This is a genomic window from Brevibacillus halotolerans (genome assembly GCF_026891775.1).
Taxonomy (GTDB): Bacteria; Bacillota; Bacilli; order Brevibacillales; family Brevibacillaceae; genus Brevibacillus_B; species Brevibacillus_B halotolerans.
Genome location: NZ_JAPTNK010000001.1, coordinates 373,269 through 389,128, shown reverse-complemented (window position 1 = coordinate 389,128; position 15,860 = coordinate 373,269). Strand labels below are relative to the sequence as shown.

Annotated in this window: 11 protein-coding genes; all 11 read right to left on the bottom strand. The window is 41.6% G+C overall.

Annotated features, from left to right (window positions below):
• Window positions 1-169: 169 nt before the first annotated feature.
• Window positions 170-1,594 (bottom strand): aldehyde dehydrogenase family protein, encoded by a 1,425-nt coding sequence (locus tag O0550_RS01665; RefSeq protein WP_163246566.1) that lies wholly within the window; start codon window positions 1,592-1,594, stop codon window positions 170-172.
• Window position 1,595: 1 nt separating this feature from the next.
• A complete protein-coding gene (gabT, locus tag O0550_RS01660) occupies window positions 1,596-2,960 on the bottom strand; it encodes a 4-aminobutyrate--2-oxoglutarate transaminase (protein WP_258425521.1) in 1,365 nt (454 codons plus the stop codon).
• A gap of 171 nt (window positions 2,961-3,131) precedes the next feature.
• Window positions 3,132-4,547 (bottom strand): sigma-54 interaction domain-containing protein, encoded by a 1,416-nt coding sequence (locus O0550_RS01655; protein WP_258425520.1) that lies wholly within the window; start codon window positions 4,545-4,547, stop codon window positions 3,132-3,134.
• 42 nt (window positions 4,548-4,589) lie between these two features.
• Entirely contained in the window at window positions 4,590-6,068 is a 1,479-nt protein-coding gene (locus O0550_RS01650; RefSeq protein ID WP_258425519.1) for an aminoacyl-histidine dipeptidase, read from the bottom strand.
• 116 nt (window positions 6,069-6,184) lie between these two features.
• Window positions 6,185-7,984 carry a M3 family oligoendopeptidase gene (locus tag O0550_RS01645; protein ID WP_258425518.1) on the bottom strand — a complete coding sequence of 600 codons (1,800 nt, stop codon included), beginning with the start codon at window positions 7,982-7,984 and terminating at the stop codon, window positions 6,185-6,187.
• Between the two features lie 235 nt (window positions 7,985-8,219).
• On the bottom strand, window positions 8,220-9,464 hold the full coding sequence (locus O0550_RS01640) for an MFS transporter (protein ID WP_096886566.1): 1,245 nt from the start codon (window positions 9,462-9,464) through the stop codon (window positions 8,220-8,222).
• An 11-nt stretch (window positions 9,465-9,475) separates the two neighbouring features.
• Window positions 9,476-10,840 carry an ATP-grasp domain-containing protein gene (locus tag O0550_RS01635; RefSeq protein ID WP_121473565.1) on the bottom strand — a complete coding sequence of 455 codons (1,365 nt, stop codon included), beginning with the start codon at window positions 10,838-10,840 and terminating at the stop codon, window positions 9,476-9,478.
• A complete protein-coding gene (locus O0550_RS01630) occupies window positions 10,837-11,973 on the bottom strand; it encodes a KamA family radical SAM protein (RefSeq protein ID WP_258425517.1) in 1,137 nt (378 codons plus the stop codon). Before O0550_RS01630 ends, O0550_RS01635 begins: the two co-directional genes overlap by 4 nt.
• Before the next feature lie 137 nt (window positions 11,974-12,110).
• Window positions 12,111-13,259: a mannitol-1-phosphate 5-dehydrogenase gene (locus tag O0550_RS01625; protein ID WP_258425516.1), complete on the bottom strand. Its 1,149-nt coding sequence runs from the start codon at window positions 13,257-13,259 to the stop codon at window positions 12,111-12,113.
• A gap of 1 nt (window position 13,260) precedes the next feature.
• Window positions 13,261-13,683, bottom strand: a complete 423-nt coding sequence (locus O0550_RS01620) for a PTS mannitol transporter subunit IIA (protein WP_003335097.1) — start codon at window positions 13,681-13,683, stop codon at window positions 13,261-13,263.
• Window positions 13,680-15,848: a BglG family transcription antiterminator gene (locus tag O0550_RS01615; protein ID WP_258425515.1), complete on the bottom strand. Its 2,169-nt coding sequence runs from the start codon at window positions 15,846-15,848 to the stop codon at window positions 13,680-13,682. Before O0550_RS01615 ends, O0550_RS01620 begins: the two co-directional genes overlap by 4 nt.
• Window positions 15,849-15,860: the final 12 nt, after the last annotated feature.

Sequence of the window (15,860 nt, the reverse complement as noted above, 5' to 3'; positions counted from 1 at the left end):
GGTAAAGATTTGGATTGGGTAGTAAGTGAACTTTGTCTATGAAAAAAACAATATGGACAAAGATCCTTGCATTCATAATACCATCTTTTCTTATTTTTGAACAAATGTAATTATTTCTTCATAGGGATATTTATTCCCTGCTTTCTGACCCCTTCCAATTTTATCCTAATTATAACTTGATACTGATTAGCTTTAATTCAGTCATTTCTTCAACAGCATATTTAATGCCCTCACGACCAAAACCACTTTCCTTAACACCACCATACGGCATGTTATCTACACGGAATGTTGGAAAATCATTAATCATAACGCCACCGACCTCAAGCTCTTCGGCCGCTTTCATCGCTGCATGAATATTATTTGTATAAATACCTGCCTGTAGGCCATAACGAGAATCATTAACCATTGCAATTGCTTCATCTAATGTTGAAAATGGGGTTATCATTACTAGTGGTCCAAACACTTCTTGGCAAGATACCTTTGCATGAGTAGGCACATCGGTTAGGATCGTTGGTGCATACAAACGCTCAGCCAGTCTTTTCCCACCTGTCACCACGTTAGCACCTAAGCCCTGAGCCTGACTAACCCATTCCTCCATTCGATCAATCTCTTTTGGAGCTATTAAGGAGGACAGATCCGTTGCCTCGTCAAGCGGATCTCCCACTACCATCTTCTCTGCGGCTAGCTTCATCTTTTCCACAAAATCTGCAAATTTGCTCTCATGTACAAATATCCGTTGTACAGAAATACAAACCTGTCCTGCAAATGTGAATGCACCAAATGTACAACGATCAATCAGCTCTTGGGTCAGCTCTACATCATCATTGATAATTAGTGCCGCATTGGAGCCTAATTCTAAAGTAACGCGTTTTAATCCCGCTTTTCCCTTTAGAGAGATTCCAACCTCTGGGCTGCCAGTAAAGGTAATAGCCGCAATACGCGGGTCTGTAACAAGTGCCTCTCCAACTACGCTTCCTTTCCCTGGCAACACATTAAGTGCCCCTGCTGGTAAACCTGCTTCTTCAAAAATCTCAGCCAATACCAAGGAGGCGAGTGGAGTTTGCCCGGCAGGTTTTAAAACGACTGTATTACCGGCAGCAATAGCTGGGCCTACTTTATGTGCTACGAGATTATATGGGAAATTAAATGGAGTAATTGCCCCTACAACCCCGATTGGCTTGCGTACAGTAAAAGCAAGTCGGCCTTCTCCGCCAGGAGCGGCATCTAACGGAACGGTTTCACCGTGAATACTCCGGGCTTCTGACGCAGCAAATTTATAGGTTTGAATGGTACGGGCTAGTTCTGCTCGACCAGTCTTCAATGGTTTAGCCGCTTCTAATGCTAGGAGTCGAGCTAATTCTTCCTTGCGATTTTCCATAATCGCCGCTGCTTTTTCCAGAATGGTAGCTCTTTGGTGGGCAGGCATTTTCGCCATAATCGCAGTTGCCTGCTTTGCCGCCTCAATCGCTTCCTCTACATCATCTCGATCAGCCTGACCAATCTGTGCAATGACTTCTTTCGAAAATGGTGATGTAAGTGCTTGGTATTCCTTTGCTTCCTTCCAAGTACCGTTGATATATAAATGCTTCTTCATGTTATTTTACCTCCGTCGCTACTGTTGATTGATACATGCTGACTAAAAGACGGTTCATTATGCTTAGACCTTCTTGCAATTGCTCATCAGTAATAACAAGTGGTGTCAAAAAGCGTAGCACATTCCCATGTACACCTGCTGATAGCACAATGACACCTTGTTCACATAAGGCTTTTGTATAAATAGCCGTAAATTCTTTCATCGGCTGCTTGGTCGAAGGATGAATAAGTTCAATGGCACACATTGCCCCTAACCCGCGAACTTCTGCGATAATCGGCACCTCTTGTTGTAAGGCAGTAAAATTCTCCATGATTTGTTCACCAATCTGGCGAGCTCGTTCTACTAGATTTTCTTTTTCTATCTTCTCAATAACAGCTAGGGCGGCTGCGCATCCAAGCGGACTTCCTCCATAGGTTCCGCCAATTTCTCCAGGCGCAGGTGCGTCCATAATTTCCGCACGTCCGAGAACCGCACTGATGGGTAAACCAGCGGCAAGAGACTTAGACATAGTAATCAAATCCGGCTCAATACCAAAATGCGTGGAGGCAAACATCTCACCGGTGCGCCCAAAGCCTGTTTGTACCTCATCGGCAATAAATAAAATGTTATGCTTGCGGCAGATGTTATATATGCCTTGCACGAATCTTTGATGTGGAACTATAAAGCCACCTTCGCCTTGTACCGGCTCCATAATTACTGCAGCCAATTCTTCCGGGGCTACTTCTGTGTACAGGAAATCCTCAAATTGTCCAACACAGAACTCAGCATACTCCTCTTCTGTCATACCAACTGGACGATGTAGGGGATAGGGAAACATCGCTTTATAGGTAGCTGGTGCGAACGGCCCCATTTGGAATTTGTATGGCTTCACTTTACTGGTAAGAGACATGCCAAGCAATGTTCGCCCATGAAATCCGCGTGTAAATGAAACGATACCTGATCTGCCTGTATATTTACGAGCAATTTTTACGGCATTCTCAACTGCCTCTGCCCCACTGTTCAATAAAATTGTTTTTTTCTCAAAAGAGCCTGGAGTGATTTCTGCCAATTTTTCAGCAAGAGTAAGATAGGGCTCATACATCGCTACATGAAAGCATGTATGAATGTATTTATCTAACTGGGCTTTGATGGCTTCAACGACTTCCTCCGGGCGGTGCCCTACATTCAATGTTCCAATTGCGCCTGCAAAATCAAGCAACACGTTACCATCTACATCATGAACCAGTGCCCCATCTGCCTTTTCTACAAAAATAGGTGAATTATTACCTACACCTTTGGGTACATAGGTCTTTCGCTTCTCAATCAGCTCCATTGATTTTGGTCCTGGAATGCTGGTGTTTATGGATACGCATCTAGTAGTTGCCATGTTATACTCCCCCTTCATATTTTGGCTACGCTTTTATATATTTGCTACTCAGCCAATTTTCTACTATTTTATCACTAGCAATTATCGTGCCAAAGTATTGAAGCGGAGAAAATAACATGACCATACAAAACACTCTATTTAGAAATCAGATTTTTATTCATTTATAAATAATTATTCATTTTTGAATCGTTTTATCTGATACTTTTTTACCTTCCTCACTACAGAAGGCTGACTGATTCCTAACATCTGTGCCATTTCTACCGTTGTCTGGCAAATGTTAGCTGCCTGTTCTAGCATACTTTTCTCTAATCTCTCCACAGCTTCTTTCAGGGGAACAGTTGGAGGTAAGGAATGTTCACCTGAGAGAATTGCAGGAAGACGTAACGAACTGATTTCAGCTGGTAGATGTTCGGCTGTTAGCGTATCCTCGTCAGCAATGACCACCATTCTTTCTAAAACATTCTCAAGCTCTCGAACATTACCCGGCCAATCATATTTTAGGAGTACTTGTGTCGCTTGAGAGGAAAGTCGCTTTTGTAGTCCGTACCGATCATTTAAAGAACGTAAGGTCCATTTCAAATGGGCAGCGATATCTTCCTTTCGCTCACGTAAAGGTGGTATTCGTAGCGGAATCACATGTAAGCGAAAGTACAGGTCTTGGCGGAACGTCCCATTCCTGACCATTTCCTCCAAATCTCGATTCGTAGCCGCAATTAGGCGAAAATCCACCTCTCGATAGGTAGTGCTTCCGATACGCTGTAGCCGCTTTTCCTGAATGACTTTTAACAGCTTGGCTTGTAAGGACAAGGGTAGCTCTCCCAATTCATCTAGGAATAGGGTTCCCTGATTAGCCCGTTCGATTATCCCCATCTTCCCGGCTTTAGCAGCTCCCGTAAAAGAACCTGCCTCATAACCAAATAGCTCAGACTCTAATAGTCCATCGGGTATTGACCCGCAATTAATTTCCACCAATTCTCCGTGTGAACGACGGCTTCGCTGATGTATTTCCCGGGCGATAACGTTTTTCCCCACGCCTGATTCCCCTAAAATAAGAACCGTTGAATCTACCCCCGCTACTTTTTCTACTAAACGATAAATTTCTTTCATAGCTGGGCTAACTGCTACAACTTGATCGGAACCACTATTTTTCTCACGCAGTTCCTCAATCTCATTTTCGAATTGCTTCAATTGCTGTGTTAGATTCTCATAGCGGCGTTTTAATTCAAGAATTTCAGTCAAATCATGTGAAAAACTAACTACACCTTCCAATTCATCAGGCGTTTTCCAAATGGGAAAGGCAGACACCATCAGCTTTTGCTTATAAATCGTCTCCTGCATCATTGTCTGGGCTTCCCCTGATTCCAGAACCAAACGAGTAGCGGACGGAGAAAAAATTTTAGCTTCCTCCAATTCCCTTACATTTCGTCCAAGTAATTCCTGTTGCTTTTTACCATAAATAGCTTCGCACGTAGGCCCAACTAGCCGAACTACACCTTCTCCATCGGTAATAAGTAGATGCTCATGCGAATAGTGGACGATCTGTTCTAAAATACGCCCCATCCATTTGTCCGTGTCTGCCTTGTCCATCTTTATCCTCCGTAAATCTTTTCCTCCATCATAACACGCTTGCTATGCAGCGAAACGCTCGTCCTCTTTCATTGCAGCCAGAATCGCTACTAGATATTCCCAAATGCGAGTCACTGAATCAATTTCAACATGCTCTTGTGGGGTATGTGCTCCATAAATATTTGGCCCAAAAGAGATCATATCTAGGTTGGGATTTTTCTCTGCAAATACACCGCATTCTAAGCCAGCATGAACCGCCGTAATTTCTGGTTTTTGACCATTCATCTTTTCATATACCTGCTCACAAATCTCCCGAATCACAGAATCCGGGCGGTATGCCCACTCTGGGTAATCGGAATCAGTGATAAGCTCAGAGCCTGTTAAGGAGGCGAGCATTTCCAGCTGTTTCACAATAGCTCCCTTTAAGCTAGCCACAGAGCTTCTTACCTCATTTTCCAAATAAATGTAAGTGTCATCTGTTCGTATAACACCTAAATTCGTGGAGCTTTCTACGAGTCCTTCGATTTCTTGGCTAATGCTTTGAGCTCCATTTAGTGTGAGCATCAGAGAGGCAAGTACATGTTCAAATGTCCGGGTAGAAAATACACGCTTTTCTTTCCCTTGTACTTCTGTGAGTTTGACACAAACCTCAGGATCACTTGCCCGTAATTCTGTAACAAATCGTTCTTGGAAATCGCTCACTAGCTGCTTTGCTTTTTCTATTTCTTCCTTTTTTATATACAAAATGGCCTCTGCCTCTCGGGGAATCGCATTGGTTTTCATTCCACCTTGCACATGCTGGAGCTGATAAGGAATCACTTGCTGAAGACCATGCAGCACACGACCTAGCAGTTTATTAGCATTGCCGCGTCCCTTATGAATCTCAGCCCCTGAATGTCCTCCTTGTAATCCATGTACAGACAATCGAAATGCGGTACTTTGGTCATCGGCGTCAGCCCATTCTATTTCAAGTCGTTGTCTCGCCGTGACACCACCTGCACAGCTTACCAGCAAACGTCCTTCTTCTTCCGAATCAATATTAAGCAGAATGGAGCCCTTTAATTGATTAAAATCAAAATGCATAGCCCCACCCATTGATGACTCCTCCTCGGTGGTTATAAGTGCTTCCAGGGCAGGATGCATGAGAGTCGTATCAGCTAGCAGAGCAAGCATGTAAGCTACGGCTATACCGTTATCTGCACCTAATGTGGTCTCCGTAGCATATAGCATATTGTCCACTACCCGTAGCTGAATGGGATCTGTTAGAAAATTATGTACGGTTCCTTGATTTTTTTCACAAACCATATCCATATGCCCTTGTAAAATAATGGTGGGCAATGCCTCATAACCTGCGGAAGCTGGCTTGCGAATCACTACATTTAATTCCTCATCCCGTGTAGCATCTAATCCATGCTGTGCCGCAAAATCTAATAGATAGGTACTGATTGCTTGTTCATTGCCTGATCCCCTTGGAATTTTTGATATTTCTGCAAAATAATGAAATACGGGATGCTGTAAAACTTCCTCAAGTGTTTTAGCCATATGTAGTCCCTCGCTTCTAAATTAGTAGATTAGATGATTGCTTTAGATGCAGGAAAAAGCCCTCTTATATGAGAGCTTTTCCCTTTTCTTCCTGCTTGTTACGTTAGATAGAATTTTTACGCTTTTTTCTCTGTAAGCGTCATAAATTCATCAATGTTTGCCAAAGCAGCATCTACAGCACTTTGCCAGAAATCTGGTTGTGTCAAATCTACATGTAGATGAGCCTTCGCCAGATCTTCTACTGTCATGCGACCTGTGTCTTTTAAGAAGTCAATATACTTTTCCTCAAAGGAAGCCCCTTCTTTTTGTGCCTGCGCAAACAAACCAGCACTTAACATGTATCCGAATGTGTATGGGAAGTTATAGAACGGAACATCACTAATATAGAAGTGAAGCTTAGCGGACCAGAAGTTAGGGAAGTATTCGTCTAAAGCTCCCGCAAATGCGAACTTCTGCGCTTCTTCCATTAGTTGATTCATTTCTTCCGCACTTAGCATTCCATTCTTGCGTTGTTCGTAGAATTTCTTCTCAAATGTAAAGCGAGTAAAGATATCCATAAAGAAGGAAACGGCATCACCAAGCTTATCATCGATCATGGAAATACGTTCTGCATCAGATTTGGCATTTTTTAAGGCAGCATCCTTCACGATTAATTCTGCAAAGGTGGAAGCTGTTTCGGCAACGTTCATGGCATAATCCTTCGCCAGCTCAGGCAAATCCTTCATTACATACGTGTGATAGGAATGTCCCAATTCATGAGCTAGTGTAGAGGTGCTAGACATACTACCGTCAAACGTCATGAAAATACGCGTTTCTTTGCTGGACTGTAAATCGGTGCAGAAGCCACCAGGTCGCTTACCAGGACGATCCTCAGCTTCAATCCAATGTTTTTCAAAAGCCATTGTTGCGAATTCAGCCATTTTTGGACTAAATTTCTCAAACTGCTCTGTAATGAATTGGGCTGCTTCATCATAGCTCATTTTGCTGGTACTGCTAGGCAATGGTGCCGTCCAATCGTAGAAAGACAGAGAATCGATGCCAAGTAATTCCTTTTTCCGTTTTAAATAAGGAACGAGGCGCTCACGATTCTTCTCTACAACCTCCCACATGACATTCAGCGTCTTCTCACTCATACGGCAAATCTCGACCGGCTCTTTCAAAAAGTCATCCCATTTACGCTCTTTATATAAGGCTAAACGGAAACCGCTTAAATGATTCAATGCTTTTGCGCATAGGTCTTCATTTTCAGACCAAGCTTGTTTCCAATTGGCAAACATCTGCTTGCGAACTGTAGGATCAGTATCAGATAGCAGGTTAAAGGCTTGCCCAACTGATAAATTCTCAATTTTCCCATCTTTCTCACTTGGGATATGCATGCGTCCAACGATCACGTCATATAACTGCGACCATGCATGATACCCATCTACTGCTAAGTTTCCTGCCAAAATCTCTTGCTCAGTAGGAAGCTTAGCTGCCCCTAATTGACGGCGCTCATCTAGAATAAAAGCAATTGGTTTCATACTATCTAACGCTAGGAATTGCTTCCAAAGCTCCTCAGGCACTTCTAAAATGTACTGATCAAACAATGTTCCTGTTTCTTGATTTGCCGCTCCTAATTGTGTTACACGATCACGTAGGAAATGAGCTTTTCCATCATGTACATTCTGTGCCTCAAGGCAGGAGACGAATGAGCTTGCCTGCATCCAATCAGAGCGTACTTGTTCAAAACGTGCTACAATCGCTTCTAATTTTTTTAGCTGCTCTAGCGATGTAGGAGCTTCTAACGCTTTTAAATCAGCCGTTAAAGAAGACGTTTGTTCCTTTAATTTATCCAAGAATGTAGCAAATTCCTTTGAGTCGCTTCCTCCAGGAAAGATGCTATCTAAGTCCCATACGGGTTTAAGATTTTGTAGCATGTAATATCCTCCTTTGTCTTGGCAAAACTCGCCTGTTATGTATAAGTCTTAGCTCTCATTGTACCTGTTTCCTGCTAGAATGGTATGCTTTTTTTACCGAAAAAAATTTTTTGATTGTAAACGATAACGCAAAACTAGGTAAAGGTTAAAAGCAAGGTGTCGGAGTGTATAACCTGACGCCTCGATACAAAAGGCACCGCTACATTTGGCGGTGCCAAGCTGATCTCTTCTTTTCTTATGAAGTGAGTTCAGTTGGTGCTTTCCATTTCCGATAGAAATAGATCGTGAATATCAGCGCCATGACCATAGGTACACCATGTAGGATACCTACTACCCATATCGGCAGCATGATTTCAAATAAAGGGGAACAAATTAGCATTCCAAACGCAAATCCAATTGTTTGCAATGTGGAGGATACTCCAAAAACACGACCGCGCTTATCATCTGATACCTGCTGTAGGCGTGAGTTATAGCAAATGGCCGATATACCATCAGATACTCCCGCTAGGAAAGCACAGATAAGCAGGAGATACGTTGTAGAGAATGCAAACAGTAAAATAAAGAAGAACGACATTAAAATCGTCGAGATGCCAAATGCTTTTTCAGTAAATACTTCCTTAGCATTTTTAGAATGCTTACTCATAAAACGAGAACCGACAAGATTCCCAATTGCCCAGATTCCCCATATAAAGCCCATAATCATAGAGGGATTTTCCGGCTTAATCATAGACGAATAAATCGGTATTCCTACATTATGCGCTGCGGAACCAAACGTATCAAATAATCGAATCGTCATTAAAGATAATAAAACAGGAATTACACGTAAATACCGATAAATAAACGAAAACTCTGAAAAAAATGAAGCCTTTTGATCTGATTGGGTTCGTGTTTCATTCGTTTTAATGGGGAGGCTAATTAGGTTCACAGCCGAAAGCAAATAAGTCAGGGAGTCAAGCAAGAAAATATTTTGATAGCTTAACAGATTAATGAGAATCCCACTTGATAGCATCCCGACAACCATGGCAATGGCTTGCCACGACTGTAATAAAGCATTGGCTCTTACTCTATTTTCTGGTGACACAAGCATAGGAATACTGGATTGCATGGATACGTTAAACATCGAGCTAAACATTCCCATACCAAAGATCACAAAATACAGCATATAAAAATGATATTCCTGTGGTGTAATAAATAGAGAAAAGAGAAGACAAAACCTTGCAACGTCACTAATAATCATTAGCTTTTTACGGTTAAATTTATCTGCTAGCATACCAGAATAAAAACCTGCTAAAAAGCTTCCCAATAAACGAACAGCCATAAATAATCCCATGTAAACAGCACTGCCCGTTAATAGGTACACATACAGATTTAGCGCAATCATATCTAAATAACTGCCTATATCTGAAATGGTTCTTCCAGCAATCAACTGGTAAATGTACCGCATTTTATTATTCTGTCCTGCTGGAATTGTTGTTGTCATGTTCTTTCCTCCTACACCTTAACCAATTTCTCGATTTCAAACGTGACTAGCTCGCACGCCTTTTCATAGACTTGTTCAATATGTTCATAGCTTTCTCCACGCATCCAGCACATAACGAGAAATACTTCTTCCTCGTCCCCTCTTATCTCTGCTCCTATTGGATAGACTTGTGTTACTCTTAATACCCCAGGAATTTTTTCAAGCTCCTCTAGTCCGTTTACCGCTCGAAGAATCCCGCTCTCCTTTGGATATAAAGTAAACATGGCATGAGGAGTTTGTTCTTGGTTTGGTAGAGTCGGTAATTCAAAGGTTCCTAAAACAATTCCCAATTGGGCTTTTACAGAATCAAATCCAAGCATTGTTTCTAAGCTATCCTTAACACACATACCACCTATACGCGGATTGATTTCTAATACCTGTGGGCCTAATTTTTCGTCATAGCGTAATTCAACATGGGACAACGAATTCTTTAAGCCAACAGCGCGAACGGCTTCCACTGCATAATTCTTGAGCTCCTCAATTTCCTTCTCCGTAAAGCGAAGAGGGGGAACGACCAGAAGATGCTCATAGAACACCTGCTTTTCTTCTGTGACTTTTAGCTTATCATGCACAAGTAGAGGAATGATTTCCTTCTCTGTGATCACCATCTCTACACTAGCTTCCCGACCATTCATATATTTTTCCACTAGCATGCAACCCATCGGATTAAAATCAATAAGCTTCCCATCCTTCGTCGCATAGGTGTGACAGGATGCATAAAGATTGGAATAATTACAGTCAGGTAGCTTTTGCAGGGCGTATGTAAAATTATCCCTTACCTCTTGTTGATTGTGGGATTTGAGAATTAAATGCGAAGCAACTCCGTTAATCGGCTTTAAAATCACCGGATAGCCAATCCGTTCCGCATGGGCGACTGCTGAATCCACATCGACAGCTAGTCCATAATCAACCGTTAGCACTCCTGCATGTCTTAGTGCGTCACGCATAAGGTATTTGTTATTTGTACGATACAACGCATCTGAGTCCTGAGATGGTAATCCTCTTTTTTCTGCTATCTTAGCGACATCAGCCCCTAATAAACCAGCGCTTGAAAATAACCCAAGAATACTAAGTACAGCAGAAATTTTATATGTTTCCTCAAGCATGGACATCTTTTTTTCTAATTCCTCATAGCCAAAATCAGTAGTCTCCATTATTTCGGCAAATAAAGCAGGAATGTCGTTTTCTGCTTCTAATTGAGCGATTTTCGTTCTTTCATGCTCTGTGAGAGGGCGAGTAATGATTGCACACTGGTATCCCATTTTCGTAACATGAACAGCGCGATTAATGGTAGGAACTACCGAGAGATTTTCAATAAATACGATTAATTCTTTCATATCAATGCCTCCATTGGATTATCATCCCCGTCAAGATAATGAGACACAATGTATCCGTTTTCATTTATTTCATGAAGAGGTGGTAGCATCGTGTTATCAGAGAAATGTAAGAAATCAGCCGCTTTATATGGTGTAGTGGAACGAATATACCGTTGACCATCAATCTCTACATAATCGAGCTCGGAATTCGTACCGACTCTATGCTTTCCAATAGGGGTTACATAAACATAATGCGGAGCAATGCTTCCAGAGAAAGCGGATAGTTCACGTATAATATCAATTCCCTTTTGGACTGATGTACGGAAATGCTTAGCGCCGACTACAGCCATACAGTGGAACAGATAATAAGGCACAATCCCATTACAGAGAAACAGCTCTATTAATTCTCGCATCGTTTTGGTATTATCATTAATATCTTTCATCAAAACGATTTGTCCTCTTATCGTAATACCTCGGGAAATGATCTTTTGCGCAGCGCGAATAACTTCTGGAGTAAGTTCATCTGGGTGATTTAGTGATAAGCCAATGGAAAGGTTCCTGGATAAACGTGGATTTTCATAGTTAATTTCATTAAATTCTGATAACATCTCTGCTGTTTCATCCGTGATGTTTTCGGGAGCAAATAGAATATTTCTGGTGCCTACCCGAATGTTTCGTACATGATCAATTTCCTTGATTTGCTGTAGAACCTTATGCAGTAATGTTACATCGAGAAACGGGTCTCCGCCGGTAATTAATACCGTTTTAATCCGATCATCATTGCTTATATAGTTAATCGCATCTGCAATATTTTCATCTGACATCCGCTTGGCTTCTCCCGCTAACGTACGGGTTTTCTTAAAACAGTATCTACAATAGGCAGAACATTCAAAATAGGGAGTTAATACTGCTCGATCCTCGTATATTCTTTCAAGTCCGTATATTCCTTTATTATTTTTACCCTCTTCAAAAGGCTTTTCTGTGCCATATTCTAATGCTTCATAGGGACTTGGTACAAATTGCTTGGCTACACCCTGAGATTGCTTCACAATCTTTGCTAGAGAAGGACTAATTTTGGAACGGAATTTTTGCATTACCTGCTTCTGCATCTCTCTTGCTCTTTCAGAAACGATTGTTTCCGTCATTCTTGACATTTTGTTACCTCCCTTAATATAATTTGATTTTTCCATTTAAACCTTATATTTAATTTACATTTTTGTCAATAATAGGTTTCTTGCTCGTTCATAAGAAAAAAGATCGGGGAATTCCCGATCCTTCTAGAAAAAATTTATTATGATTTTTGAAGTATCTCATGTTTTTCCAAAATCCATTCTATCAACGGGCTCTCTTCTGGCAACTCACAATATTTCATGATCGTTTCCTTCAAGCCTTGCTGTCTAATACTATTTTGCAGCTCGACTGCTTCTGAATCTTGTTTGTAGTCAAACGAAAGAGCCGCTGCTATTCCCAAGCAAAGTGCCTTGGGCTCCATTTGATAAAACAATGCTTGACGAGCTGGATTAATAAAACGATCGTTACAGCCCAACTTACGAATTGGCGAACGCGCAATACGTGTCACTTCATCTTGTAGGTGTTTATTTTCGAAGCGACGAAGGATTTTACTAATATAGGCAGCATGCTCTGTTGCCTGAAAACCATATTTTTTCTGCAACACGTTACCCGTTTCTTGCAATGCTTCTTCTGTTAATTGGCGAATCTGTGGATCTTTCATCGCTTCTTCTATATAGGAATAACCTTTTAAATAGCCAAGATAAGCCGCTGTAGCATGTCCTGTGTTAACCGTGTATAGTTTCCGCTCAATATAGGGTTCTAGATTATCTACATACATAATATCAGAATATTCAGGTAATTTACCTTTTGCCTGTGATTGATCGATGACCCATTCGAAATAAGCTTCCACCATCACCATTAGCTGGTCATCATTCTTTTGCATCGGAACAATTCGGTCTACAGCAGAATCTGGAAACCCAAATTGTTGATCCGCTCGTGCCTGCTCTGATTCATGTAAGTGACTATACACGTATTGCTTGAGTAAAGTGCTTCCACCGATCGCATTTTCACAAGCAATGATGTTAAGTGGCTCGCTGGTTTGATTCATGCGTTCCTTCATCCCCAAGGCAATTGATTGAGAAATGTATGGGAGAATATGAGGCCCAACCGCTGTCGTGACGAGATCGGCAGTAGCAATGGCTTGAACTACTGCCTGTTCGTCTGCTCCATGTAGGGCACTTACATGTTGAACCGTGAATTCTTGTGTTTCTTCTTCAGCGATCTGTACGGTATAAGATTTACGTTGGTTTATTTCCTTAACAAGCTCCTCATTAACATCTACAAAGCATACCTCAAACCCTGCCTGTTCTAGTAACAGTCCAATGAAGCCTCGTCCAATGTTACCTGCTCCAAAGTGAATGGCACGCATCCTACATACCTCCCTTGATGATATCCATGATCTCTTCATCGGTAGTAGCATGAACCAATTTCTCTACATTTTCTTCCTCGGATACCACAATCGCTAAATCAGACAAGATATCCAGATGCTCATCACCTACACCTGCAATACCGATCAATAAACGCGCTTTATTCCCTTCCCCAAAATCTACTCCATCTGGAAGCTGTACAATTGAAATTCCTGTACTTTTAATCAATGTCTTTGCCTCATTCGTACCATGAGGAATTGCCACACCATTGCCAAGATAAGTGGTTAACAGCTCTTCACGCTCTTGCATTTTAGTAATATAGTCCGCTTCAACATGACCTGCTTGCACTAATAGTTTACCTGCTAGCTCAATTGCTTCTTGTTTGTTGTTCGCTTTTTGATTTCTAGCAATTACGATGTTTGTCATAGGTGATTTCCTCTCTCTTTAACTTTTCTGAAACAAAACTGTTTCAATTTTTCTATAAAGTAGGTTTTAATCTCGATAGGCTGCTTGTTTTCTATTACATTCATTGTCTCTTCTTCAATTAATAAAGAGCTGATTTCACTCAGAATTTCTGTTCCTTCACTCCGCATTTCTTGTGGACTCACCAAAATTAGTAATTTAGTAACACTCATCTCTTCTCCATCCATCGACCGGCGAATGATCGGTTCTTGTAAATATCCAATGGAAAAGGAGGGTTGTACGATTTCCGCACTTTTTACATGATAGAGAACCTGCGTGGTACCTGGTATACCAAGACCGCTTTTCTCCTCGCGTTCTAGTAATTTACGAACAACCTTTCGATAGTCACGCATGATCCCAATATCCTCTAATTGTTCACATATCGTTTCCAGCGTTTCGATAATATCCTGGCTCTGGTTATTTAGTTGGACATCATACCAGCCCTTGCAAATAGTTAGCGTATACCTAAAGTAAGACTCGCCTGCCTCCATATGATCCAGAATTTTTTCTATCGTTTGCGGTTGATTAGGCTTAGCATCATTCAAAGGTTCTATTGGTACCTGACTGAGGAAATTCCGAATACTAACAATTTCTTCACGTGATAATAACGGGCTTACTGTAATGTACGGCTTCTGCTCAAATGGGACAGGAATCGTTGAGATAATTAGGTCATACTTTGTAAAAGCAATTTGATGTACCTCAAAGATAGAAGCATGTTTAAAAACTTCTATTTCTGGAATTTCTGCTTCAATCCGGTCTGCCAGCATACGAGAAGATCCGATCCCGCTTGAACAAACGATTAGTGCCCTGTATTTGGTACGTGTTCTCTTTAACCGCTCCATTGAGGAACCAAAATGGAGAACCAGATAAGCAATCTCCTCCTCTGGAACCTGTACAGGGGGAAATGCTTCCTTGACTGTTTCCGCTATCACTTTGAATACTTGCTCATAATCTCGTTTAATTTTATGGAGCAACGGATTTCGAATGTGCATGCCTCGCCTCATTCGATTCATTGCCGGCTCCAAATGAGTTAAGAGTCCTGATAACAATGAGCGATCTTCATAAAAATTGACCCCTAATCTTCTTCCGGCACCCTCCATTAGCTTCTGTGCTACGGCGGTTACTTCTACATTATTGATCTCTAATAGATCATGCTGACTCATTCGTAGCTTAGAGCCTTGGAGATGCATGGTGATGTAAGCAATTTCTGCTTCAGGAAATGGAATGGTAAAGGTACCTGCTAATTCATTAATGATTTGCTTAGCAACTTTATATTCGGCTTGCCTTTTCAAATCTTCAAAGTAATGCTGATCAATCTCGATATGCTCGCCTTTCATGAGTCGTTCAATCATGAGGGACAAATGAACTACTAAAGCAATATAGGAGCTATCAGCTAATGGATAAGGCAAATCATTCCGTACACGCTGTAGTGTATTTTCCACAGCAATCAATCTGTCTCGTTGAATCAGACCTAATAACTGCTCGGAAGCACTGTTTACCCTTTGAGCCGTTTTTTGCTGGATATTCTCTTTTAATAATCCAATGAGTTGTGTTTCATCTAAGTTTTCGGAGAGTAGGGACATCATGGCTTTTCTCTTTGCTGCCTCCGTCCCCTTCAACTCAATGCCGTATCCTCTGCGACGTACCAAATGTAACTGCAAACCTCTAACCCACTCTTCCAATTGATCTAAATCGTGACTAATAGTAGGAACCGCCACCTTCAGATTATGTGCCAGCAAAAATAGCTTGATGGGTTCGTTGGCCGCTAGCAGGGTACACAAAATAATATTGCGTCGCTCCTCAGGGCTAAACTCCCTTTGGGTCACTTGAAATGCCTCTTGATGTTGCTCTGGATTAGATACATGCTTGGAGGAATGCTGTATAGCCCTCTCCAGTGCTCGTTCTAATCGCTCTTTATCTTGTTCCGCTCCTTGGAGAATCAAGCCAACCCCCGACCGTTTCATTAGGTGAAGTCCGTACTGCTCCATCAGCGGTTCTATCTCAGGTAATTCACGGTGTACAGTGCGTGTGCTCGTATGGATTTCATCAGCTATTTTAGCAATCGTAATCCCGTTGTTCTCCCGTAGTAGTATCATGATCATCTGTTGTTGTCTCGCTGAAATTTGCACATGTACACCGCC

What these genes read in the sequence shown, in the direction of transcription:
- O0550_RS01665 (WP_163246566.1), bottom strand. Translation starts at nt 1,594, where the DNA reads ATGAAGAAGCATTTATATATCAACGGTACTTGGAAGGAAGCAAAGGAA.
- gabT (WP_258425521.1), bottom strand. Translation starts at nt 2,960, where the DNA reads ATGGCAACTACTAGATGCGTATCCATAAACACCAGCATTCCAGGACCA.
- O0550_RS01650 (WP_258425519.1), bottom strand. Translation starts at nt 6,068, where the DNA reads ATGGCTAAAACACTTGAGGAAGTTTTACAGCATCCCGTATTTCATTAT.
- O0550_RS01640 (WP_096886566.1), bottom strand. Translation starts at nt 9,464, where the DNA reads ATGACAACAACAATTCCAGCAGGACAGAATAATAAAATGCGGTACATT.
- O0550_RS01635 (WP_121473565.1), bottom strand. Translation starts at nt 10,840, where the DNA reads ATGAAAGAATTAATCGTATTTATTGAAAATCTCTCGGTAGTTCCTACC.
- O0550_RS01630 (WP_258425517.1), bottom strand. Translation starts at nt 11,973, where the DNA reads ATGTCAAGAATGACGGAAACAATCGTTTCTGAAAGAGCAAGAGAGATG.
- O0550_RS01620 (WP_003335097.1), bottom strand. Translation starts at nt 13,683, where the DNA reads ATGACAAACATCGTAATTGCTAGAAATCAAAAAGCGAACAACAAACAA.
- O0550_RS01655 (WP_258425520.1), bottom strand. Translation starts at nt 4,547, where the DNA reads ATGGACAAGGCAGACACGGACAAATGGATGGGGCGTATTTTAGAACAG.
- O0550_RS01645 (WP_258425518.1), bottom strand. Translation starts at nt 7,984, where the DNA reads ATGCTACAAAATCTTAAACCCGTATGGGACTTAGATAGCATCTTTCCT.
- O0550_RS01625 (WP_258425516.1), bottom strand. Translation starts at nt 13,259, where the DNA reads ATGCGTGCCATTCACTTTGGAGCAGGTAACATTGGACGAGGCTTCATT.